This window comes from Flavobacterium sp. LC2016-23 (genome assembly GCF_009674775.1).
In the GTDB taxonomy this organism is placed as follows: domain Bacteria; phylum Bacteroidota; class Bacteroidia; order Flavobacteriales; family Flavobacteriaceae; genus Flavobacterium.
The window spans coordinates 189733-214829 of sequence record NZ_WKKE01000004.1 but is presented as its reverse complement, the minus strand read 5'-3'; the positions used below and the strand labels follow the sequence as shown (position 1 = coordinate 214829).

The window sequence follows — 25097 nt, the reverse complement described above, 5'->3', positions numbered from 1 at the left end:
AAATAAGCTTGTTTATAGTGTTTCAAGAAAGAATAAAACAGAATATTAATTACTGTTTTTATCTTCTAAAATTGAAATAAAGGACAGGCATATTTGAAATAGAAAATATTGCAATATTTTATATATAATTTTTTTGAGTTATACACTTAGCTGCTTTTTGATAATCAGTTGATAGAAGTTGGTTTTTCCATTTAATGTTATAAACAACTATAATGATTGACATTAGAACAACACTTAGTAAAATAAATAGCTAATAATAAGTTCTTTCTAAAATTACTTAAGTGTATAACTCAATATTTTTTTTAATTGTTAAATCCAAAATATCAAATTATGAAAATCAGAAAAATTACATTTATTATTTTATTGTGTTTTGTGCAGGGCTTTGCCCAGACGTATGTCTCTACAACCGGAAATGATGTTACAGGAACAGGAACGGCTGCCTTACCATTCAAGACCATTGCAAAAGGAGTTCAGGTGGCTCCGTCCGGCGGAACCGTATTGGTTTTATCAGGAACATATCCTGTTACAGGACCTATTTTTGTCGGGAAACCACTGACGATTCAAAAAAGCGGTTCGGCTGCTGTGGTTATTAACGCTTCCGGCTGGACAAGCTCGGATACCTATGTATTGGGAATTGTCAATACAAGTAGCGTGACCGTTGATGGTTTGACTATTTCGAATAAAATCGCAAACGGAAGTAAGGGAATTTGGATTTTAGCCAATTCAGGCGCAACGGCTAATCTAAACAACATCACGATCAAAAACTGCATTGTAAAAAATATCGGATGGATCAGCAACAATCTTTCGTCAATTCCTGCCAATAGCGGGATTGTAGCCAATGCCATTAAAGTTGACGGAGGGAATGCCACGTATGCGATTACCAATGTTAAAATTGAAAATAATGAAGTAGCGAACTGTGCCACCGGTTGGGGAGAAGCCGTAACCGTAACCGGAAATGTAAATGGTTTTTCGGTTTCAGGAAATACGGTTTATGATATTGCCAATATCGGAATTGTTGCTGCCGGAAATTATACATCGACAGGGGCGACAAGCAATAACCAGGCAAGAAATGGTGTGATCGCTTCCAATGAAGTTTTTAATTGTATGAGTGCCGTTGCGAATAGTGCCGGTATTTATGTAGACGGTGCCTTAAATTGTACGGTACAACGAAATGAAGTGTACCGATGCGGAGTCGGAATTGCAGTGGGTTCTGAACAGAATAAAGCCACAGGAAATGGTGGTCAGTCTACCGGACATATTGTAAATAATAATTCGGTTTATAGTAATGTAGTGACCGGAGCTATTTTTGGCGGGGTTATCGGAAGCGGATATACCACAAGTGTCGGGAATACTAAAATTTTTAATAACACTTTTTATAAAAACAGAACAGGAGCGGTTATTAATGGCGTTACGACTATTGCAGGTGTTGCCGTGGGAACAATTGCTGATATTTATGGAGGTGAAGTCCATCTTCAGAACAGCTCGGGAATTACCTTCAAAAATAATATTTTGTATGCTACAACGGGTAAAAAACTGCTTCTGGCTTCTTCCGGTTATACCGTATCAAGCTTTGTATCGAACTATAATTTATTTTACAGAGAAACCAATACGGATTTTACTATTGATTTAACAGGAGTAAGTTTCAACGGAAGTTCAACTACAGGTTCTTATAATCCAACGACATTTGCGACAGCTACAGGTCAGGATGTTAATTCAGTAGTAGGATTGCCCGGATTTGTAAATGCAGCGGCTTTTAATTTTACTTTAGCTTCCGGAGCTTTCGCCACAGATAAAGGAGATCCGACTTACAACAGCACGTATTCCGGTACCTTAGATTTTGACGATGATATCCGTAAGAGAAATGGCAGAATCGATATTGGCTGTTCTGAATTGCAGACAGGATCGACCGCTAAAAAATCTGCAGCAGTGGAAGTAACCAAAGAAATCACCCCGGGCTTTGCTGTTTTTCCTAATCCGGCTTCAGACGTAATTACGGTTAATTTTGGCAAAGAAATTAAGACCGCAACCATTTCTGTATTGGATCTAAACGGAAGAGTACTTGCAAAAGGAGTGTATAACGGGGTCAATACGGCAACCCTTAGCGTTTCTGATTTAGAGAAATCGCAACTGGTTATTCTTCAGATTAATGCTGATAACGAAATCAGTAACAACAAAGTATATCTGAAATAAGACTAATTTTTAAGGGGCAAAAGAGATTTTTCTTTTTTGCCCCTTTTTTTATTTTTAAAATTTCGTACCTTTTTAAAATGAAAAATTACACTGTCAATCGTATCGAAGAAAACATTCTGCAAATAAATGGTTTGGGGGATAATCCGCTTTGGCAACAAGCCACAATACTTACCGATTTTAGTTCTCCGTGGGATCATGAACAAGTGGAAAAAATTGAATTTAGAGCTTTATGGGATCTCGAAAACATTTACTTTTTGTACACTGTTTATGATACTAATATTCATATCGACAGAAAAGATGATTCTGTGCACAGCATTGCAGAGTCAGACAGGGTCGAAATTTTTTTCAGGACAGATGCAGCACTGAATCCTTATTACTGTTTAGAAATTGATCCAACACCCAGAATCATGGATTTTATTGCCTATCCGGATAAAAAGTTCGATTATGCCTGGAATTGGCCTGCAAATGATATTAGTGTAAAATCACATACAAAAGACGATTATTTCGTGGTCGAAATAACCATAAGTATTCAGTCTTTAAAATACTTCCATTTAATTCAAAACAATATTATTGAAGCCGGACTTTTCAGAGCTAAATACAAAAAACAGCAGAATAACATGTTTGAACCCACCTGGATTTCATGGGTAGATCCGGATACGGAAACGCCTAATTTCCATATTTCCAGCTCTTTTGGTACTTTGACTTTAGTTTAAAATTAGCTGAATGCTGATTTAAACGCAAAGTGCGCTAAGGTTTACGCAAAGCACGCTAAATTATTTCTCGCAAAGTCTGCTAAAGTTTGTCCAAAGCAGGCTAAATTATTCGCGCAAAGTCGCAAAGTCGCAAAGCTTTTTTTAGTTTTTCTTTGCGACTTTGCGTGATTAAAAAAACAGCTTTGCGAACCCTGCGTAAACCTTAGCGAACTTTGCGGTTAAACCATTCTATAAAAAATAATCTTTAGCATTTTCGGTATTGATAATATCAATGGGCAGCAATTTTTCGGCACTGATTTCTTTTTCAAAAATAAAGTGTTCAATGAGACTGGTGGTTCCTAAATACGCCTGTCTTTTCGGATTTTGGTGAATCAAAAAGTCGATTGTTTTATTATTCAGATATTCAAGATTATCCTCAAGTAGATCATAACCTACAAGCGCTATTTTTCTTTCAGGATTTTTAGCAATAATTTTTGCTACCTGATATGCTTTTGAAGTCGTAACAAAAAGACCGCTAATGTTTGGATTAGCTTCCAGATATTCTTTAAGCGTTGTTTTAAATTGCGGATGTTTTACCTTAAAAGTTTTGATTTCAAATTTTCCTTTACCAGACTGGTCAAAATAATCCCGGAATCCTTTTTCCTTTTCCTGCATGTGAATGGCATTCTCATAATCTTCATCGATATGGACGATGGCGATAGTGCCTTTCTGAAGCAGCAATTCCAATAATCTTGCAGCAATTCTTCCGCTTTGAAATAAATCCTGACCCACAAAACTTTTTATAGAACTGGATTTGAGCTGGTTATTGAAAATACTCGTGATAATGCCTTTGGAATTATACGTTTCAATAGCCTCATTCGCTTCTTTATGAAAGAGAGGAACTAACAAAACAGCATCCGGCGAAGCCGCTAAAACTGCTTTGTTTGTTTCTACAAAGGATACGGTGCTTGTCGCATCAAACAGGAAAATTTCAACCTTTACATTAAAAGACTTGAATTCTTTTTTGGCTTCATTGATACCGTCAATACAAGGCTGCCAGTACGGATCGTTTTGAGAATCCGGCAATAAAACACATATGGAATAGATTTGTGTCTTCTTTAAACTTCGTGCCATCAGATTGGGCTGATAATCAATCTTATCCAGCACTTCATTCACCCTGTCAAGGGCATCCTGAGAGACTTTTCCTCTTTTATGTAAAACGCGGTCTACAGTGCCTTTAGAAACACCCGCAAGTTCTGCGATATCCTTAATTGTATAAATTTTTTCCATATAGAAACAAATATATATAAAAATCAAATATGAGAAAATATTAAATTTTATGTGTTCGAAAACATTTTAATTGTGTTCGAGCACATTTTAACACAATTTTCTTTTTTTATAGAATATTAATATATATTTTAGCCGAATATTAATCATATAGTTTATGATATTAACGTAAATATTGTCAGATTAATATTTATTTTTCGATTTATAAGAGAAGTTTTCAATATTGAATAAGATTTTTTCAGGATGCTTTTTTGAAATGAATTTGAAAATAAAATCCAACCAAAAACAATTAAAAATAATAAACCATTAATATACTATTTAAATGAGCAAAAGTAAACCTACTCTCGTGATCTTGGCGGCAGGTATTGGAAGTCGATATGGAGGATTAAAACAGTTAGATACATTTACTCCTGAAGGAGATACCATTATGGATTTTTCGATATATGACGCATTGCAGGCAGGCTTTGGAAAATTTGTATTTATTATAAGTAAGAATATAGAAGAAGAATGCAAAGAAATATTTAATAAAAAACTGGAAGGAAAAGCCGAAGTAGGATATGTTTTTCAGGAAATAGACAATGTTCCGAAACAATATCAAAATCCCGAAAGAAAAAAGCCCTGGGGAACCGGACATGCCCTGCTAATGGCAAAGGATGAAGTAACCGAAAATTTCGCTATTATAAACGCCGATGATTTTTACGGAAAAGAAGCTTTTGAAATCATGGCAAAAGCCTTGACGGAAATGGATAAGGAATCCTACCATTTTAATATGATGGCCTATCTCCTGAAAAATACGGTTTCCGATCATGGTTTTGTATCAAGAGGCGAATGTCAGGTAGATGAAAATAATTATCTGACCGATGTTACCGAACGTACCCACATCGAAAAAATAAACGGTAAACTGATGCGTAAAGATGATAACGGTGATTTTATTCCCATTGATGAAAACACAATCGTTTCTATGAATTTCTGGGGTTTTACGCCAAAATGTTTTGAATTTGGCGGTGCTCTTTTTGAAGAATTCCTTAAAGAGAACGAACACGATTTAAAAGCCGAATTTTTTATTACCTCTGTTGTAAATGAGATTTTAAAATCAGAGAATGCATCGCTTGAAGTACTTCAGTCAAATGCAAAATGGTTTGGAGTTACCTACAAGGAAGATAAGGAAATTGTAAAAAAAGAAATCGAAAAACTGAGAGCCCAAAAAGTTTATCCAACTAACCTCTGGTAATATGGAAGCGGAACATTTAAAATTTATATTTGACCAGTTTGACCATATCGGGGTTTTCAAAAGTTTTGAAGAATTGGCCTCCGGTCATATCAATGATACGTATTTGATTACAACTGATAGTCGTAAACAGTTTATTTTACAGCGCATTAACGATGGCGTTTTTAAAGACGTTCCGGGCCTTATTGCCAATAAGGTCAGCGTAAGCAAACATTTGCTGAAAAAACTCAAACATTTATCGGAAGATGAACTAAAACGTCGTGTTTTAACTTTCATCGGCACCAGAAAAGGTATTTTTTATTATCAGGATGCAGCCGGAAATTTCTGGAATATGATGGTGTATATAGAAGGAAGCCTGACTTTTGAAACCGTTAATAATGAGGAAATTGCCTATGAAGGCGGGAAATTATTTGGTGAATTTTTAAATCTTACCAGTGACTTTGATGCCAGAAAACTAACAGAAGTTATTCCGAATTTTCATAATATGGCGTTTCGTTACGCACAGTTTGATATTGCCTTAAAAGAAGCTTCGGTACAACGAATAGAACAAGCTAAAACTTGTATTCAGCTGGTTCACTGTTTTAAAGAAGAAATGCATGTTTTGCAAAACTTAAAAGATACCAGAAAAATAAAACTAAGAGTTACCCACAACGATACCAAAATATCGAATGCACTTTTTGATACCAATAAAAAAGGGCTTTGCGTCATTGATACCGATACGGTGATGCCCGGAATTATTCATTATGATTTTGGAGATGCCATACGAACCATTTGCAATACCGCTGCCGAAGATGAAAAAGACCTGGAACTGGTGAATTTCAATTTACAGTATTATAAAGCCTATGTAAAAGGTTTCCTTGAGAAAACAAATGCGTCACTTTCCTTATTAGAGATAAAATACCTGCCGCTTGGAGCCAAAACGATGGTATTTATCATGGCCCTTCGTTTTTTGACAGACTTCTTAAATGATGATGTGTATTATAAAACCGAATACCCGGAACACAATCTGGATCGCTCCAAAAATCAATTCAAACTAATTGAAAGTCTTTCGGAACAATTTAAGGAAATGGAAGAGTATAATCTGAATTTCATCGGATCATTAAAATAATACAAATGAAAAAATATGTCATTACCGGAGGTGCCGGTTTTATAGGAAGCCACATTGCCGAGCATTTATCAAAAGAAGGACACCAGGTTACTATACTTGATAGCTTAAGAACGGGATTCGAACACAACCTGAACGGTTTAAATGTTGATTTTGTACAAGGAGATATTCGCGATGAAAATTTAGTAAATGAAGTAGTAAGCGGAGCAAGCGGAATTTTTCATCTGGCTGCGCTGGTCAGCGTTCCTGAATCGTTATTAAAAATTAAAGAATGTATCGAAATTAATACTATCGGAACCATCAACATTCTCGAAGCTGCGAGGAATAATCCAGGTTGTAAAGTGGTGTTGTCAACATCGGCAGCGAATTATGGCAACAATCCTGTTTTACCAAAAGTAGAAACCATGTTTCCGGAACCTATGACACCTTATGCGGTTACAAAACTAGACGGAGAATATTATTTAAAAATGTATCTCGATCAGTATCAGGTTCCAACAGCATCGTTACGTTATTTCAATGTCTTTGGACCACGCCAGAACCCCGAATCAGCTTATGCAGCCGCAGTCCCTATTTTTATTAATAAAGCGCTCCAAAACGAACCGATCACTATTTACGGAGACGGCTCGCAAACCAGAGATTTTATTTATGTCAAAGATGTCGTAAAAGCAAATATCCTGGCTTCTCAAAAAGGAACCGAAACCTACAATGTAGCACTGGGACACAGCACTTCGGTATTAGAATTAGCCGAAAAAATCATAAAAATTACCAATTCAAAGTCGCCGCTAAAATTTCTCGAAGAAAGACCCGGAGACATCAAACATTCGAAAGCGAATCCTGAAAAATTCAATCAGCTGGGTTTCAAACCCGAATTTACAATTGATAAAGCTTTAGAAGAAACCATTCTTTTTTATGAAAAGGAATTAGTCAGTAAATAAAAAAAATAACACATAGAAACATAGATTTTGTGCTGCCAAAAAGAGGTATTTCACTTACAATAAATTGTATAGATTATGAGAATAATTACGATTTCAAAGATTTTTAATTTTTAATTCTCAATTGTTAATTTTTAAAAACAATAACTAACCCAAAAACCAATACTATGTCAGAAATCGATATTACTTTAAAAAAAGAACAAAGCAGTACTTTGATTCCAATGGTTATTTTAACCTCCTTATTTTTTATTTTCGGATTCGTGACCTGGCTCAACGGACCGCTAATTCCGTTTTTTAAATTAGCTTGTGAGTTAACCGAATCACAATCGTATTTCGTGACCTTTGCGTTTTATATTGCTTATTTCGTCATGGCAATTCCGTCTTCTTTCCTAATCGAAAAAGTAGGGTACAAAAACGGAATCTCATTAGGATTACTGGTTATTGCCTTTGGAGCATTATTGTTTTATCCCGCTGCCGAAGCCCGTACTTTTGGGTTGTTCTTAATCGCCTTATTTGTAATGGGAACCGGTTTGGCTGTTTTACAGACAGCAGCCAATCCGTACGTCGTTGTAATTGGCCCGCGTGAAAGTGCCGCCGCACGAATCAGCGTACTGGGGATCGCCAATAAACTGGCAGGTTTTCTGGCTCCGTTACTATTGACGTCATTGGTTTTGTCAAATATTGGGGATTATTCGGCAGATAAAATTGCTGTGATGACTTCGGTTCAAAAAGAAAGCGCGCTCGATTTACTGGCTTTGCAACTGCAGACACCTTATATGTACATGGCGGGAATTATGCTGGTTCTGGCAGTTTTGGTAAAGTTTTCCCCGCTTCCCGAAATCAATTTAGACAATAAGGGACAAGTAGCGCATCTGAGTATTTTCAAACAAATAAAAGAAGCCTTCAAACATCCGCAACTGGTTTTTGGTGTGATTACGCTAATGGTGTACATTGCTGCCGAAGTTCTGGCCGGAGATTCAATTGGAGGTTTCGGAAAACAGTTAGGGGTTTACGGAGAGAATGGTTCCTTTTATCTAAAACTGACGTCATTTACCATGACCGCAATGGTCGTTGGTTATATTTTAGGAATTACACTTATTCCCAAATACGTTTCGCAGGTTTTTGCCTTAAAAGTATCCGGGTTTTTAGGTCTTGTTTTAGTGGCATTAATCGTAATACTTTCTCCAAAAATAATGATTCAGTTACCCGGAATTCCACAATTGCCTTTAATCGTTATTTTGGTCGCTCTTTTAGGATTAGCTAATGCACTTTGCTGGCCGGCCATCTGGCCAATGGCACTTCAGGATCTGGGCGGATTTACTAAAATTGGAGGTGCAGTACTGATTATGGGAATCATAGGCGGTGCGGTTTTTCCTTTATTCTATGGTTTGCTGGCAGACAATATCAATACGGCAAACATAGCAGCAGGTACTGTCGCAACAGCAAAAAGCGGAAATCAACTGGCCTATTCAATATTAATACCGGCCTATCTTATGATCGTATTTTTTGCCTTCAAAGGGCATAAGTACAGGAAATGGTAGGGGGAAGTTTTTAGTCTCAGTCTCAGTTTTCAGTTTTGGGTTTCAAGTTTCAAGTTTCAGGTTTCAGGTTTCCAGAAGTTTGCCAAAGCTGGCCTCCTGAAGGAAGTCGAAAGATCATACTAGAAAATCGACAAAGGAATTCAATTAAGTTTTTTGAATAGCCGTTGGTTTTAACCAACGGATTACATTTGATCAGCCTTGGCTTTAGCCGAACTTTTAATTCAGCTAAAGCCAATCTGACTACCTTTTTTAAACCTCCGGCTAAAGCGGGAGGCTATTCAAAAATGAAAAAGTTCAGATAAACATAACATTTTATTCATAGATCTGATTTTCAGATCACCACTAAGTACTCCAATTAATATTTGATGTGCTCCGGGGCAGCTTATGCCTTTTTTTAGCCAAAAGGCTGTTTTAAAATAAAGAAAAACACAATAAAATATATTTCAAAATGATAAAAAGTAATATAGACAAAGCAACAGGTTTCGAAAAACGATTTGAAAATATTAATACCGTTGTTTTCGAAAATTCAAATGAAGCTTCAAAAGCAGTTGCCAAAGAAATTGCGGTCTTAATTCAGGCAAAACAAAAAGAAAACAAGCCTTGTATTTTAGGTCTTGCCACAGGATCTTCTCCAAAAGGTCTGTATGCAGAACTGGTTCGTCTGCATAAGGAAGAAGGATTAAGTTTCAAAAACGTAATCAGTTTCAATCTGGACGAATACTATCCGATGGAACCGAACTCCATCAACAGTTATGTTCGTTTTATGAAAGAATTGTTGTTTGACCATGTTGATATTTTACCTGAAAATGCCCATGTTCCGGACGGGCTTCTAACAAAAGAACAAATTGCGGATTATTGCCATGATTATGAAGCTAAAATTGAAGCTCTGGGTGGAATCGATTTGCAGATTCTGGGAATTGGAGGAAACGGACATATCGGTTTTAACGAATCGGGTTCCTTGCAGAATTCGAAAACACGTTTGGTCGCTTTAGATCATATTACAAGAGTTGCAGCAAGCAAGGATTTTTTTGGATTAAGCAATACACCCCGAACAGCCATCACACTGGGAGTAAAAAAAATCATGGAAGCCAAACAGGTTATCTTAATGGCGTGGGGAGAAGGAAAAGCCAATATCATTAAAAAATCGGTGGAGGACGAGGTTACGAACCAGATTCCGGCTTCGTTTTTACAGGAACATAACAATGCGGTTTTTATCCTGGATAAGGAAGCTTCTTCCAAACTTACCAGAATCAACCGACCATGGCTGGTAGAAAAAATAATCTGGACAGACAAACTCATCAGAAAAGCAGTTTTAGGATTGGCACTTGATCTTAAAAAACCAATCTTAATGTTAACCGATGCCGATTATATCGAAAACGGAATGAGCGATTTACTGGCTGATTCGGGTCCTGCTTACGATATCAACATTAAAATATTTAATAAACTACAAAATACGATAACAGGCTGGCCGGGCGGAAAACCCAATGCCGATGATTCCAATCGCCCGGAAAGAGCACAACCGGCCAGAAAAAAAGTACTGATTTTCAGTCCGCATCCTGATGATGATATTATTAGTATGGGAGGAACTTTTATGCGTTTGCAGGAGCAGGGACATGAAGTGCATGTAGCCTACCAAACCTCCGGAAATATCGCCGTTGCTGACGACGAAGCCTTACGTTTTGCAAGATTCGTGATTGATTACAATGAAAAATTCGGAATCAAAAGCGCTGAAGCCGATACGATCTATCAAAAAGCACAAACCTTTCTGGAGAATAAAAAGAACAGTGAAATTGACATTCCGGAAGTGCGTTACATCAAAGGACTGATCCGAAAAGGAGAAGCGAGAGCCACAAGTCATTTTGTGGGTCTGACAGACGATCAGATTCACTTTATGGAACTGCCGTTTTACGAAACCGGAACAATCGAGAAAAAACCAATCGGCAAGGAAGATATTCAATTGACGATGGATTTAATTGAAAAAATTAAGCCACACCAAATCTACGCAGCCGGGGATTTAGCTGATCCGCACGGAACCCATAAAGTCTGTCTGGATGCTATTTTTGAAGCTGTCAAAGCCTTAAAACCAAAGTCCTTTATGGACAACTGCTGGTTGTGGCTGTACCGCGGAGCATGGCAGGAATGGGGTATTGACGAAGTCGAAATGGCAGTACCAATGAGCCCGGATCAGGTATTGGCCAAACGCCACGGAATCTTCAAACACCAGTCACAAAAAGACGGGGTTGTTTTTCAGGGAACCGACGCCAGGGAATTCTGGCAGCGAGCCGAAGACCGAAACAGGGAAACGGCACAAGTATACCAACAAATGGGTCTGGCAAGTTATGCCGCTATGGAGGCTTTTGTAAAGTGGGAATATTAGTTTTCAGTCGCAGTTTTCATTCTCGGTCTCAGTCTCGGTTTAAGCGACTGTTAAGTGCAAACCGGGAAGTTATTCTACGATAGAGAGTTTGCCACGAATTACACGAATTCACACAAATTAAATTCGTGATTATTCGTGCAATTCGCGGCAAAAAATCACTCTAATCCTTTAATCTGTGGCAAAACACACACGTAACTTACTTCAATCACAAATCTTTGCGACCCTTGCCACTCAAACTTCAGCATAAAACCTTTGCGGACTTTGCGGTAAATTCAAACACAAAGCTTTGCGGTTAAATTTTTAAGCATAAATAATACTAAATAAAAATGGCTTTAATAAAATCAATTTCAGGAATACGAGGCACAATCGGGGGAGTTGTAAATGAAAACTTAACTCCTGTGAATGCCGTCAAATTTGCTGCTGCCTATGGCATGTGGCTAAAAGGACAAAATCAAAAAAAAGAATTAAGTATCGTTTTAGGACGGGATGCCCGAATTTCGGGAGAAATGATCAGCAATCTCGTAGCCAACACGCTAACAGGGTTAGGGATTCATGTCACAGATATTGGCCTGTCGACCACACCAACGGTTGAGGTTGCCGTGACTTTGGATCAGGCAGATGGCGGAATCATCATCACCGCAAGTCATAATCCAAAAGAATGGAATGCCTTAAAATTACTGAACGAAAAAGGAGAATTTTTGAATGCTGCTGAAGGCGAAAAAATCCTGAAAATAGCGGAAGAGGAGACTTTTGTATTTGCAGAAGTGGACGATCTGGGAAAATACGAAAAGAAAGAAGGTTATATAAAACGACATATCGAAGAAGTTTTAAAATTAGCCTTAGTAGATGTTGAAGCCATTAAGAATGCAGGATTTAAAGTAGTTGTCGATGCTGTTAATTCAACAGGCGGAATTGCGATTCCGGCTTTACTGGAGCAACTGGGTGTCGCCTGTATCAAATTGTATTGCGAGCCCAACGGCCATTTTCCGCATAATCCGGAACCTTTGAAAGAACATCTTACCGATATTTCGGCATTGGTCGTAAAGGAAAAAGCTGATTTCGGAATTGTGGTAGATCCTGATGTAGACCGGTTGGCTATTATTTGCGAAGACGGGTCCATGTTTGGCGAGGAATATACTTTGGTGGCCTGTGCTGATTATGTTTTAGGAAGAACCAAAGGCAATACGGTTTCCAATTTATCTTCGTCGAGAGCCTTATGGGACATCACTTTAAAACATGACGGAAAGTATCAGGCCAGTGCCGTGGGAGAAGTCAATGTCGTGGAAGTAATGAAAGCTTCTGATGCCATTATCGGAGGAGAAGGAAACGGAGGAATTATTTATCCTGCATCCCATTATGGCAGAGATTCGCTGGTAGGCGTGGCTTTATTTTTATCACATTTGGCGCAGCTTAAAATTTCGTGTAAAACGCTTCGTGAAAGTTACCCGGATTATTACATGAGCAAAAGCAAAATTGAACTGACCCCGCAAATTAATGTAGATGAAATTCTGGAAAAAATAGCACAGAAATTCAGTAACGAAAAGCCGAATTGCATCGACGGAATCAAAATTGATTTCGAGACGGAATGGGTACATCTGAGAAAATCAAATACAGAACCCATTATCCGAATTTATACGGAGAGTGTTTCACAGAAAAAAGCAGACGAATTAGCCCAAAAATTTATTGTTGAAATCAAAGAGTTACTCTAATTGTTATTGCTATAAATTCCCTTTTTTTAAATTAGGATTATCATTTCAAAATACAATTAAAAGCTTGATTTAGATATAGAAATGTTAATTTTTATTGCGTTTTTTAATTAAATGAATATCAAATTAAAAGACATATTTTTTAAAGTTAAATTAATTTTTTCTGGTAATTATTTAAATTCTTTCATGGTGAAATTTAAAAATAAGTAGGAATTTAATAATACTTTTTCTAAAAAATGTGTTCGAAAACACTTTTTTTATGTGCACGAACACATTTTCTTGATTTTACCATTGTTTATTAAAAAATATTATTTAGTTTAGCCAATAAGAAGTTAAAAAAGAACTTTTTTTTCCGTCTTTTCTGAAGTTAAAATTGACTTTAGACAGTAAAAAAAAAGAACAGTAAATTTTAAAAATATAGTATCCCGGAAGGAGTCAGAGAACGGATAATTAAGAAGAAAGAAAACGCACAATAAAGAACAGACTAAAAAAATAACCAAACGAAAACAAGACAAAAAACAAAAACCGAAAAAATTATGAAACCAAAAGAAACATAACCTGAACCTCTTCGCTTTGTGTCTGCTAAAATTCCTAACCAAATTTTTTTTACCCACACAAAGTATGCTTTTCACATTAACCATTAAACTAACCAGAATAATATGAAAAAAAGTAACAAGTTACTGTACGGTAACTATCAGGAATTAAAATTTAATTTAAAAGCAATAATTACAGTTTTAGTTCTTGTAGTCACTGTTGTTAAAGTAAATGCTGCATCGTCCACGGATAGCAGTAAAAAATCAGAAATTACAAATAAAAAATCAGAAGCCGATATTACCATTAAAGGTGTTGTTCTGGACGAGTTGGGACAGCCAATGATTGGAGTAACGATTGTCCCGAAAGGATCACCAAGAGGCACAACAACTGATTTTGACGGAACATTTACAATCATAGTGCCTTCCAATACCGAAGCTTTAGTATTTTCTTATGTTGGCTATGAGAACAAAGAAGTTTTGATCGCTAACCAGACGAATATCAAAGTTTCTATGGCACCTTCATCAAAAACCTTAAATGAGGTCGTTATTGTAGGGTACGGAACTCAGAAAAAGAAAAATGTATTAGGAGCAATGTCTTCCGTAAAAGGAGAAACACTGAATTTATCTTCGGCACCTTCCGTTTTGACAGCACTTCAGGGAAAAGTAGCCGGTTTGCAGATCACGCAGAACAGTGCACAGCCAGGTGGTGGATTTAATATTCAGATTCGTGGTGCAGGTTCTATTAATGCCAGTAATGATCCTTTGGTGGTTATTGATGGATTTCCGGTAACAAATTTGCAGCAGCCCGGAACAGGAAACCGTTACGATGGCGGTACGCAAAGTATTCTAAATTCATTTAACCCAAATGATATTGAATCGATTGAGGTTTTAAAAGATGCCAGTGCTTCTGCCATATACGGTGCAAGAGCCGCAAACGGGGTCATTATGATTACGACTAAAAAAGGAAAAGAAGGCGATGTAAGAGTGGATTATTCCGGTTCTTATTCCTTCCAGAAATACAACGATAGCTATGACGTTTTAAACTTACAGGAATGGATGCAGTTGCGAAACGATGCTTCAAAAGAAAACTGGGAGTTTATCAACAGGGTATATCCGTATTCATCTAAAACTTTAGAAGAGGCCAATGCGGCTCCGGTAAACGGAATTCCGTACAAAAGAATATACTCCGACGAACAGATCAGAAATGCGGGAGCGGGTACAGACTGGTTGTCACTGGTGACAAGAGACGGAATGGTGAAGCAGAATAATTTATCATTACGAGGCGGAACCAAAACTACCAAATACTTTTTGTCAGGAAATTTATTCGATCAGGAAGGAATTGTTAAAAACTCCGGATTAAAAAGAAGTACGGTTCATTTTAGTATCGATCAGAAACTGACGGACTATATTAATTTTGGTATGAATATGACCAAAAGCCGCATTAAAAATCAAAACTCACAATTAGGAGGGGATCAGTTCGAAAATTCCGGAATTATCAGGTCAGCTATTCAGCAGGGACCAAACATTGTGGCGATTGATGAGCTTGGCAATTATCCAATTAATCCCGATAATGCCTTAGAGCCGAATCCATATTCCTTGTTAACCATTTCTGACGAAGGTGTTATTGACAGAACCCTGACCAATTTTTATGCGGAGATAAAACCTTTGAAAGGTCTTACAGCAAGATTTCAGGCAGGTTTTGATCAGGGAAACACCAGCAGAAGTACCTATTTGCCAAGAACAACATTATACGGTGCATTGGAAAACGGTAAAGCGTCTATCAATTCACAAAAGAAAGATGACGATTTATTAGATATTATTTTAACCTACAACACCAAAATAGGAGACGACAACTCTTTTACTTTTATGGCGGGTTATTCTCAATCGACCTTTAGAAATGAAAGAGCATCATTAGGAAACAGTAATTTTATTACCGATGCTTTTTTATGGAACAATATGAATGCAGGAGCGGGAACAAAACTAACGACTTCATCAAAAAACGAAGATAGTTATCGCTCGTATTTTTCAAGAATAAACTATTCGTATAAGGATCGATACCTGTTGACGTCTACGATACGTCGTGATGGAGTAAGTTTTTTTGCTGCCAATAAAAAATACGCTTTGTTTCCTTCTATTTCAGTAGGCTGGGATGCTTCTCAGGAGTCTTTTATGACTGGAATCTCAGATTATGTATCACAACTTAAATTTAGATTTGGTTACGGTGCGGTAGGAAATTCTGCGGGACTTTCTAAAGGTGCATTTTATGCACAGCCGGCTTATCTGAACGCTGATGAATCGATCTGGACAGGTGTATTTGCAAGCCGTTTAGAAAATCCTGATTTGAAATGGGAAACCACAACAGAAAAGAATTTTGGTGTAGATTTCGAATTATTAAACAGAAGAATTTCAGGTTCGGTAGAGGTATACGACAGAGTAATTTCAGATCTATTGATGGAAAAACCGATCAATAGCTACCATGAAATAAATACGGTTTGGGCTAACGTTGGAAGCACACAAACCAAAGGGGTTGAGGTTACAATAAGTACCGTAAATGTCCGTACCCCTGATTTTAAATGGAATACGACTTTTACCTACTCACAATTTAAAACCAACTGGAAAGAAAGAGCTCCGGACTGGAAACCATCGGTTTACATGAGTTATAACGATCCGTTACGGGCACAATACAGTCAGTTATCTGACGGAATCATGCAGATTGGTGAAGTAGTACCGGCGCAGCCTGATTTATTTCCGGGACAGATCAAAATCAAAGATATCAATGGTTTTGTAAGGGATGGAGCAGGAAATCCGGTGACAGATGCAAATGGTGTATTTTTAAGAACCGGTCAGGCTGACGGAAGAATTGACGAAGCCGATACTGTTTTACTGGGCTCGGCAGATCCTGATTTTTCAGCAGGTTTAAGCAACACGATTACCTGGAGAGACTTTCAGCTGAATTTTGTTTTCAATGGAATGTTCGGAAGAAAAATCGTAGATCAGACCGATTTTGCATACGGAGTAACCGCAGTAGGAGTAGCACAAAACGGAAGAAATGCGCTGCGCAGCGTATACGACAGATGGACACCGGATAATCCGACCAATACACGTCCGGCTTCACACTTTGGATACACACAATACGGTTCAGGAGATTTCTTCCTGCAGGACGCCTCATTTGTTCGTCTGCAAAGTGTATCATTAAGTTATAATCTTCCAAAAAGATGGTTTGGAAAATACATGCAGGGGGCAGCTGTCAGAGTAGACGGGCAAAACCTTTTTCTCATTACCAAATATAATGGTATCGATCCTGAAACAGATGGTTATGCAGCAGCATATCCAAATGTAAAAACATACACAGTAGGAATTGATCTTAAGTTTTAATAAAAAAGAGATGAAAAATTTAAAAAATTATACAATAGTTTTACTATTACTGGTTTTCTCAGGATGTAGCGAAGATATAGAGTCTGTTAATTACGATGAGATTAACCCAAGTATTTTCCCCAGTTCAGAAGCAGATATTCAGGCTATAGTAGCTTCAGCGTACTATCCGCTGAGAGGATCTTACGGAAACGGAATTCATTCCACTTCAGAAAACGGACTCATGTTTATACTGGATGCCACAACCGAAATCCTTCAGGGACCTTATGGTGTACAGCAGGAAGCTTCTTTACACAGCTATAAAGCCAGTTCTACAGCTTTTACCCGATTTTATGATGTGTTTTATAACAAGATCAGCAGTATGACGCTGAGCATTGACAGAATCGAGAACTCAAAAGTAAACGACTTGATTAAAAAACAGGCTATTGCCGAAATCAGATGTGCCAGAGGATTATTAGCGTATGAACTTTTTGATTTGTACGGACCGCTCGTTATAGCACCTCTTGAAGTACTTAAAAACCCATTGAAAGAGGAGCCTTTGGCAAGACTTTCTAATGCCGAAATGGTAAGTTTTATTGAAAATGATTTAAAAGCCGCCGCTGAGAATTTAAAATCCCCTGCCGAAACACCCTACGGAAGATTAAGCAACGGAATGGCAAGAATGGTTCTGGTACGTTTGTATTTACACGAAAAAAGATGGGCTGAGGTAGAAGCACAAACCAATGCGATCATTGGTATGAATTACTACGGATTAGAAGACGATTACGTGGGGCTTTGGGATGTGAAAGCACCGGTAGAAAGCAGGGAAGTAATCTGGGCAGTTCCGGCAGATTATGCAGGAACCAGCGAAAACCAATGGCAGTTAATGTGTTTGCCGGCTAATTTTCCCGGAAGAGGAGGTTACGGTACCATTCAGAGTTCCTGGAAATTTTATGATTCTTTTGAAGCAACAGATATTCGAAAAAACGCACTTATTGCCGAATATACCGGTACAGATGGTGTTACGTATAACAGGGCAAATCCTGCCAATTATATGCAGTTGGGACCAATTCCGTTAAAAATTGATCCCGATGCAGCGAGAACAACCGCTTTAACGACAGTAGACATTATCGTATACCGTTATCCGGATGTGCTGTTATCTAAAGCAGAAGCACTGGTAAATAAAACCGGAACGCCTACACAGGAGGCTATAGATTTGGTTAATGTAGTACGAAAAAGAGCCAAGATCAGCGAATTGCAATTGGTAAATTATGCCACGCTGGACAAGTTTAACGATATGATCCTGCTGGAAAGATCACATGAATACTGGTGTGAAAACGGACAATACCGTTCCGATTTGATCAGACACGGGAAATTTACAGAGCATGCCAAAGCCTTAAACGGAGCAGCAAGCCAAAGTGAACCTTACAAAGCTTTATTCCCTTTTTCATTAGCCAGAATAAGTGAAGGTAAAGGTAAATTTATCCAGAACACCGGATATATTAATTAAAAGACGGACATCACGCTTTGTGAATAAAACAATATAATCAGATAATTTAATTCTATAAAAATGAAACATTTACTAATCGTAATTGCTCTTTTCTTAAATATTGCCTCGGGCTGTCAGAGTGATGGAGGCGGCAATACGGAAGAACAAGCCGTAAGCGGAACTGAAAAGGTTACCTATGCAGTTTCTAATGAAGTGTTTACAAATCCGGAGCGCGGGTTCATGCACACGTGGCAGGTAAACGCAGAAGGAGCGGCCATAACAGCGGCATCTTTAAACAATCTTAAAAAAGAAAATGTAAGCCTTATTCTGCGTTTGTATTATCTGGAGAAATTTAAAACCACTCCTTTAAGCCAGGCACAATTAGATCTTATCAAAACCGATTTTACCCGTTTGAGGGAATCGGGTTTAAAATGTGTGCTGCGTTTTGCTTATACGGATGCGCAGGATGGTACAGATGCTTCTGTTGCCGTTATTTCAGGACATTTGGATCAGTTAAAACCCATTCTGGAAGAGAATAAAGATGTTATTGCCTTTGTTCAGGCTGGTTTTGTGGGCGCCTGGGGAGAATGGTATTACACCACAAACCAATTGACTACGCCGGCGAATAAAAAAATAATCCTTGATAAACTTTTAGAGACTTTTCCAAAAGAAGTAAAAATCCAGGTTAGGACTCCAAAAATCAAACAGGACTTCGTGGCGACTACAACGGCTATGGATGCAACAGTGGGTTACGGAACTACAAATACGGCCCGTTTAGGTTTTCATAACGATTGCTTTATGGCAAGTGTAGACGATTATGGTACGTATATTAATGTGACGGCAGAGAAAACCTATATAAGTAATGAAGCCCTTTTTGTCCCAACAGGAGGTGAAACCTGCCCGCCAACAGACGTTCCCGTAGCGAGCTGCAGTATTGCTGAAAAAGAAATGACAATGCTAAAATGGACGTACTTAAATCTTGATTATTACGGTCCCGTTTTACAGGAATGGAGAAACAACAATTGCTTTACCGATTTCGAAAGAAAGCTGGGTTACAGACTTGCACTGGCATCGTCGGCTGTCAAAAAAGAAGCGGCCGTAAATGGAACTTTAGAGTTTAATGCACTGATTAACAATTCAGGTTTTGCCCCAATTTACAATTCAAAAAATACATTCTTAATCCTTAGAGCCACTTCCGGCGGTACGGTCTATAAGAAAAAACTAAACTTTGATGTTCGAAAAGTGGTGCCAAGAGTGACTTTTGACCTGAAAGAATTGGTATCCTTATCCGGAATTCCGGCGGGAACTTACGAACTGCTTTTAAAGATCGAGGACAACTCTTCAAAACTGGCAGACAGACCGGATTATTCGGTTCGCCTTGCCAACACAGGAGTATGGGAAGCTTCAACTGGTTTCAATAAATTATCACAAACGGTTATCATTAAATAGTTATTAAAAACATTTAAATTAAAAAACCATGAAAAAAATAAAACTAACCAAATTCATCACAATGCTCGCTGCATTGTTACTACTGGCAGCCTGCTCCAGTGATAATGCATCATCCGATTCGGCATCAAAACCGGTAGCAGATTTTTCATTTACCAATGACGGAAGCACGTTTACCTTTACCAACCTTTCTACAAATGGTACCAAATACAGATGGGATTTTGGAGATCTTTATTATACATCAGCAGAAAAAGATCCGGTGTATACCTATAAAATTGGAGGTGAAATCAGAGTTTCGCTGACCGTTACAAACGAAGCCGGAGAAGAATCCTTTATTACAAAAGTTATCACCGCACCAAGAATTATAATCATCGACATTAAAATCGACGGGAAATTTAAAGACTGGGATGATGTGGCCGTAACAGATCAGAACACCTCCGGAAACGGTTCTATCCAGAAAATTAAAATCTGGGCAGGTGGTCCAAATATAAATGTGTATCTGGAAGGAAACAAAAAAATGCTGATGGAATTAGTCGATATGTACATCAACACAGATGGTAATACACAAACTGGGTTCCTGCACGGCAACTGGTCAGAGGGATCAGGAGCAGAATTTTTGTTTGAAGGTCCCGTAGTAAGCAACGGATGGGGCGCTTTTTATAACTACACCGGTACAAACGGAGCATGGGGATGGACACCTATTGCAGGTTCAGGTTCCAGTATAACAGTATCTTCTCTGGTAAGCCTTTCAGATACTACAAATGCAATTGAATTTAGTATTCCAAAATCACAGTTGGGAACTTTAGGAAGTTCGATAGGTATCGCAATTACCGAAATGACTTCAGGATGGGCAGCAGTTGCCAACTTCCCGGAAGCCCCTAAATTTTCTACATTAAAACTTTAGTTTGTCATCGATAGCCGGTCAAATGTGCCATTAGAAGAAGGGTTTTTTGAAGATTTAATTTTTGAATCTAATGGCATATGCTATCGAGTAAAAATAATTTTAAAAGTAATCCCTGATGTTTTGCTATTGGGGATTGCTTTATAAAAAGCCAGTCATACAGCAATTAAGAAAAAGAATGAATAAAACCATACCCCATAACCGACTGATGTCTGTAGATGTGCTGCGTGGATTTGATCTTTTGATGATCATCGTGGCAGACCGTTTTTTTTACAACTTAAATACAGCGGCCAAAACTAATTTTACAAAGAATCTGGCAGACCAGTTTGAACATCCGGAATGGATCGGTTTTCATTTGTACGATGTTATCATGCCTTTGTTTCTCTTTGTGGTTGGCGTTGTTATTCCGTTTTCATTGGGAAAAAGAAGCACAGAATCGGGATCGGACAGCAAATTGTACCGCCATATTTTAAGGCGATTTGTAATACTGTTTATTTTAGGATGGATTGTTCAGGGCAATTTATTGTTTCTGGATCTTTCCAAATTTCAAATATTCAGCAATACGCTTCAGGCCATTGCGGTAGGATATTTATTTTCGTGTATCGCATACCTGAATTTATCCAAAAAAGGAAGGTATATTTTCTTTATCAGCTGTCTGGTTTTATATGCAGTATTATTGTCAATTCCAAGCTTCTTCGGGCACGCTTTTGAATTACTGCCCAATAAAAATCTTCCTATTTATATTGATCAGCAGGTTTTCGGGCGTTTTTACGATCAGACGCAATATTCATGGTTATTAACCGGATTAGGATTTACGGCCACCACCATGTCCGGATTGTTTGCAGGCGAATTGCTGCTGTCTTCGTTGTCAAGACAAAAAATAGCCGGGTATCTTTTTATGATCGGTATCGCGGGAATCGCGCTGTCGTTAATCATAGGGATATGGCATCCCCTTATTAAAAAAATATGGACGAGTTCCTTTGTTATATTTTCCTCCGGAATAAGTTTTGTTTTGCTGGCTTTATTCTACTGGCTTGTTGATGTAAAAGGCTACACAAAATGGGCCTATCCGTTTCGGGTTATTGGCCTTAATGCCATCGCCGCTTATGTGGGTTCGCATGTTTTAAATTTTTCTCTGATAGCCAAACAGGTTTTTTACGGCTTCGAACAATTCACAGGAGTCTATTATGATGCATTTTGTGATTTGGCAGGTTTTGGAATCCTTTATTTCATACTTTGGTACATGCATAAAAACAAGACCTACATAAAAGTATAAGCAAACAAATAATAACGAGTAACTCACCTCAATATAGTATCAAAAAACAAAAAAAATGAAAAGTTCAAGTTTAAAAATTTTATTGATAGCCTTTTTACTATTGAAAATTGGCAATGTATCTGCACAACTCATAAAAACAAAAGCACCCAAAAGAGACAAAGGCCAGACCGATGTATTGCGTTTGGCTACGCCCGCAATTCCTGTTGTTCACGTAGCTATTGTTGGTTTAGGAATGCGTGGCACAGGAGCCGTTGAGCGTATTACCCATATTCCGGGAGTAGAAATTGTGGCACTTTGCGATATGGTCGAAGCAAGAGCAAATGCAGCCAACGACACTTTGGTAAAACACGGAAAGCCAAAAGCAGAAGTGTTTTTCGGAGAAGATTCATGGAAAAAAGTAACCGCACTTAAAAATGTGGATCTGGTGTATATTGTAACCGACTGGAAACATCATGCCAGTATTGCTGTTCAGGCCATGAAAGACGGTAAACATGTGGCGGTAGAAGTACCGGGCGCTTTAACCATGAAAGAGATATGGGACATCATCGATACTTCAGAAAAAACACGTAAGCATTGTATGATGCTGGAAAATTGTGTGTATGACTTCTTTGAACTGACCACCTTAAATATGGCACAGCAAGGTTTGTTTGGAGAAATTCTTCATGCGGAAGGTTCTTATATTCACGGTTTACAGCCGTATTGGAATGAATACTGGAACAACTGGCGTATGGATTACAACCGCAAACACAGAGGCGATGTTTACCCGACACACGGAATGGGACCAGCCTGTCTGGCGTTAAACATTCACAGAGGGGACAAAATGAATTTTCTGGTTTCGATGGATACCAAAGCAGTCGGAAATCCTGCATTCATCAAAGAAAAAACAGGAGAAGTGGTAACCGATTTCAGAAACGGGGATCACACCATGACGATGATTCGTACTGAAAAAGGGAAAACAATTCAGATTCAGCATGACGTGACCAGTCCGAGACCGTACAGCAGAATGTATCAGTTATCTGGAACTAAAGGATTTGCCAATAAATATCCGGTTGAAGGCTATGCCATCGATGCAAAGGAAGCAGGAGGAGAGATTTCTAAAAATTACCAAAACCTGAATGCAGAAGAATTTGTATCAGAAGATGTCAAAAAGATATTAATGGAAAAATACAAAAACCCGATCGTAAAAGATATCGAAGAAATGGCCAAAAAAGTAGGAGGTCACGGCGGAATGGATTTTATAATGGATTACCGTATGTTTCGCTGTCTGCAGCAGGGACTTCCGTTAGATATGGATGTGTACGATCTGGCAGAATGGTCTTGTCTGAGCCCGTTGACCGAAATCTCGCTGGACCATAATTCAGCCCCGGTTGAAATTCCGGACTTCACTCGTGGAGGCTGGCAAAAATTGAATACGGTTGAGTTTTCAAAGTAACAAAACATAGCAATCGTAATAATTTGGTTTTTATTTTGTAGTTAGATTTAAAGCTTCTGTTGGTAACAGAAGCTTTTTGTATGATATTATATTGTATTTTTAACGCTTCATTTATAGCTAAGTTTAAGCATTATTTGCAATGAAAGATAAAGGCAAATCTCATTGTATTTTTTAGAATTATCTGCCTGAATTTAATTTTAACCTTTTTAAATCGTATGAAATGCTAAAGAAAATCGTTCTGTTATCTGGTTTGTTTTTATTGTTTGGCTATCAGCATGAACCGGACACCAACTTTGTAATTGATATGAAACAGGTCACTAACGATACCTTAAATCTCAATTTTTCGTATGTAACGACCGAACTGATTTCATTAGACAGAACGCCTATTTTTAAAGAAAAAGTAATAAAAAATTATATTGGGGTTCCTGCGCATGATTCCATACAATATTATGGTAATTTTCAGGAAACACTTCAATTTTTCTACGATTTATATAAAGTTAAGCAATATGATAAAAAGGATTTTCTGGAATTAGTAAACAAAATACATATCGATACTTTGAGATTCTCGAAAAAACCGCTAAAACAGGGCGTAATTTCCATTGTCGGGTTTTATAAAGATAAACAATTTATTATTGGGGATTTCAACAGGAATCAGGATTTTAGTGATGATATTAAATATGAATTCGATATCAATTTCAGAAATAAAACGATTGAAGAGAACTTAGCAATTATTAATAAATTGCCCAAAAGTGACTACTGTTATGAAACCTATTCTAAAGGCACTATTCACACTTATAAAAGAAAAACTACTTTATTCCCATGTGCGAATATCTATGACCGAAAAATAATAGTTACAGATAAAGAAGCAAAATACCTTTCCAGTTTTAGGTTTAAGGATTACTGGAAGGGCGAACAAATTTTAAACCATACCGTTTACGATTTTTCGTATCAGGCGCTTGATCATAATTTTGGGGCCATTTATATTAAGCCAAAAAAAGTTGCCCTGAGAAAAGATGAAATTTTTAATTCGCAATTCATGCACTTCACAGAAGATACCATTGCACTTGGTGACGGCTATTACAAAATAGACAGCATCAACAGAAAGATATCTAAATTATATCTTAGAAAAATAAAGGACAAAGAAGAAAAATACGGTCAATGGGTTGGAAGCTATTTTGAAAACAGGGTTATTGAAAATTTAGAAAACGGAAAATTCAGTACCGATTCTATAATTAAAAAGAAGAAATATACCTTAATTGATTTTTGGGGTACCTGGTGTGGGCCGTGTCTGGATATGATACCAAGAGTAGTGGATCTGCATAATAAATACCCTTCTACATTAGGAATCATTAGTATTGCCAACGATCAGGATAAAAATTCGGTCATACAATGTGTAAAGAAAAATAAAATGAACTGGACACACGGCTTTGTGGATGGCAGAAAGAACAACAAAATATATAATGATCTGGCCATACAGAGATATCCGACGTTTATTTTAGTAGATTCCAGCGGAAAAATTTTATTAAGAGGAGGTCATGAAGAGTTTAATAAAATAGAAAATCTGATAAAATAAGTTTTGTTAGCCGGAAAGTCATGCTGCAATTCGACTGA

The 25097-nt window shown here is 37.7% G+C and carries 16 protein-coding genes; 15 read left to right on the top strand and 1 reads right to left on the bottom strand.

The window, feature by feature from the left end:
• The first annotated feature begins 330 nt into the window (after positions 1 to 330).
• Positions 331 to 2190, top strand: coding sequence for a T9SS type A sorting domain-containing protein (locus tag GJU43_RS05010; protein WP_154339723.1), 1860 nt, complete (start codon positions 331 to 333; stop codon positions 2188 to 2190).
• 77 nt (positions 2191 to 2267) lie between these two features.
• Positions 2268 to 2903: a sugar-binding protein gene (locus GJU43_RS05005; protein ID WP_154339722.1), complete on the top strand. Its 636-nt coding sequence runs from the start codon at positions 2268 to 2270 to the stop codon at positions 2901 to 2903.
• Between the two features lie 228 nt (positions 2904 to 3131).
• On the opposite strand, the gene GJU43_RS05000 is transcribed toward GJU43_RS05005, so the two are convergent.
• Positions 3132 to 4172: a substrate-binding domain-containing protein gene (locus GJU43_RS05000; RefSeq protein WP_154339721.1), complete on the bottom strand. Its 1041-nt coding sequence runs from the start codon at positions 4170 to 4172 to the stop codon at positions 3132 to 3134.
• A 319-nt stretch (positions 4173 to 4491) separates the two neighbouring features.
• Between GJU43_RS05000 and GJU43_RS04995 the strand changes: the two genes are divergently transcribed.
• From GJU43_RS04995 to GJU43_RS04935, 13 genes are all read left to right on the top strand, one after another.
• Positions 4492 to 5400, top strand: coding sequence for a sugar phosphate nucleotidyltransferase (locus GJU43_RS04995; RefSeq protein WP_154339720.1), 909 nt, complete (start codon positions 4492 to 4494; stop codon positions 5398 to 5400).
• Position 5401: 1 nt separating this feature from the next.
• Positions 5402 to 6505: a phosphotransferase enzyme family protein gene (locus GJU43_RS04990; RefSeq protein ID WP_154339719.1), complete on the top strand. Its 1104-nt coding sequence runs from the start codon at positions 5402 to 5404 to the stop codon at positions 6503 to 6505.
• 5 nt (positions 6506 to 6510) lie between these two features.
• Positions 6511 to 7437, top strand: a complete 927-nt coding sequence (locus tag GJU43_RS04985) for an SDR family NAD(P)-dependent oxidoreductase (protein WP_154339718.1) — start codon at positions 6511 to 6513, stop codon at positions 7435 to 7437.
• A gap of 164 nt (positions 7438 to 7601) precedes the next feature.
• Positions 7602 to 8975, top strand: coding sequence for a sugar MFS transporter (locus GJU43_RS04980; protein WP_154339717.1), 1374 nt, complete (start codon positions 7602 to 7604; stop codon positions 8973 to 8975).
• A 448-nt stretch (positions 8976 to 9423) separates the two neighbouring features.
• Complete coding sequence (nagB, locus tag GJU43_RS04975; RefSeq protein ID WP_154339716.1) at positions 9424 to 11352, top strand: glucosamine-6-phosphate deaminase; 1929 nt, start codon at positions 9424 to 9426, stop codon at positions 11350 to 11352.
• A 326-nt stretch (positions 11353 to 11678) separates the two neighbouring features.
• Positions 11679 to 13061: a phosphoglucosamine mutase gene (gene glmM / locus GJU43_RS04970; protein ID WP_154339715.1), complete on the top strand. Its 1383-nt coding sequence runs from the start codon at positions 11679 to 11681 to the stop codon at positions 13059 to 13061.
• 656 nt (positions 13062 to 13717) lie between these two features.
• A complete protein-coding gene (locus tag GJU43_RS04965; RefSeq protein ID WP_154339714.1) occupies positions 13718 to 16966 on the top strand; it encodes a TonB-dependent receptor in 3249 nt (1082 codons plus the stop codon).
• Between the two features lie 10 nt (positions 16967 to 16976).
• Complete coding sequence (locus GJU43_RS04960) at positions 16977 to 18452, top strand: RagB/SusD family nutrient uptake outer membrane protein (RefSeq protein WP_154339713.1); 1476 nt, start codon at positions 16977 to 16979, stop codon at positions 18450 to 18452.
• A gap of 60 nt (positions 18453 to 18512) precedes the next feature.
• Positions 18513 to 19880, top strand: coding sequence for a DUF4832 domain-containing protein (locus tag GJU43_RS04955; protein ID WP_154339712.1), 1368 nt, complete (start codon positions 18513 to 18515; stop codon positions 19878 to 19880).
• A 28-nt stretch (positions 19881 to 19908) separates the two neighbouring features.
• Positions 19909 to 20781 (top strand): PKD domain-containing protein, encoded by an 873-nt coding sequence (locus GJU43_RS04950; protein ID WP_154339711.1) that lies wholly within the window; start codon positions 19909 to 19911, stop codon positions 20779 to 20781.
• A gap of 175 nt (positions 20782 to 20956) precedes the next feature.
• Positions 20957 to 22054, top strand: coding sequence for an acyltransferase family protein (locus GJU43_RS04945; RefSeq protein WP_195760021.1), 1098 nt, complete (start codon positions 20957 to 20959; stop codon positions 22052 to 22054).
• A 55-nt stretch (positions 22055 to 22109) separates the two neighbouring features.
• A complete protein-coding gene (locus GJU43_RS04940; RefSeq protein WP_154339709.1) occupies positions 22110 to 23486 on the top strand; it encodes a Gfo/Idh/MocA family protein in 1377 nt (458 codons plus the stop codon).
• A gap of 220 nt (positions 23487 to 23706) precedes the next feature.
• Positions 23707 to 25059 (top strand): thioredoxin family protein, encoded by a 1353-nt coding sequence (locus tag GJU43_RS04935; protein WP_154339708.1) that lies wholly within the window; start codon positions 23707 to 23709, stop codon positions 25057 to 25059.
• Positions 25060 to 25097 lie beyond the last annotated feature (38 nt).

Coding starts and splice junctions, on each gene's coding strand:
- GJU43_RS05010 (WP_154339723.1), top strand. CDS start 331: ATGAAAATCAGAAAAATTACATTTATTATTTTATTGTGTTTTGTGCAG.
- GJU43_RS05005 (WP_154339722.1), top strand. CDS start 2,268: ATGAAAAATTACACTGTCAATCGTATCGAAGAAAACATTCTGCAAATA.
- GJU43_RS05000 (WP_154339721.1), bottom strand. CDS start 4,172: ATGGAAAAAATTTATACAATTAAGGATATCGCAGAACTTGCGGGTGTT.
- GJU43_RS04995 (WP_154339720.1), top strand. CDS start 4,492: ATGAGCAAAAGTAAACCTACTCTCGTGATCTTGGCGGCAGGTATTGGA.
- GJU43_RS04990 (WP_154339719.1), top strand. CDS start 5,402: ATGGAAGCGGAACATTTAAAATTTATATTTGACCAGTTTGACCATATC.
- GJU43_RS04985 (WP_154339718.1), top strand. CDS start 6,511: ATGAAAAAATATGTCATTACCGGAGGTGCCGGTTTTATAGGAAGCCAC.
- GJU43_RS04980 (WP_154339717.1), top strand. CDS start 7,602: ATGTCAGAAATCGATATTACTTTAAAAAAAGAACAAAGCAGTACTTTG.
- nagB (WP_154339716.1), top strand. CDS start 9,424: ATGATAAAAAGTAATATAGACAAAGCAACAGGTTTCGAAAAACGATTT.
- glmM (WP_154339715.1), top strand. CDS start 11,679: ATGGCTTTAATAAAATCAATTTCAGGAATACGAGGCACAATCGGGGGA.
- GJU43_RS04965 (WP_154339714.1), top strand. CDS start 13,718: ATGAAAAAAAGTAACAAGTTACTGTACGGTAACTATCAGGAATTAAAA.
- GJU43_RS04960 (WP_154339713.1), top strand. CDS start 16,977: ATGAAAAATTTAAAAAATTATACAATAGTTTTACTATTACTGGTTTTC.
- GJU43_RS04955 (WP_154339712.1), top strand. CDS start 18,513: ATGAAACATTTACTAATCGTAATTGCTCTTTTCTTAAATATTGCCTCG.
- GJU43_RS04950 (WP_154339711.1), top strand. CDS start 19,909: ATGAAAAAAATAAAACTAACCAAATTCATCACAATGCTCGCTGCATTG.
- GJU43_RS04945 (WP_195760021.1), top strand. CDS start 20,957: ATGAATAAAACCATACCCCATAACCGACTGATGTCTGTAGATGTGCTG.
- GJU43_RS04940 (WP_154339709.1), top strand. CDS start 22,110: ATGAAAAGTTCAAGTTTAAAAATTTTATTGATAGCCTTTTTACTATTG.
- GJU43_RS04935 (WP_154339708.1), top strand. CDS start 23,707: ATGCTAAAGAAAATCGTTCTGTTATCTGGTTTGTTTTTATTGTTTGGC.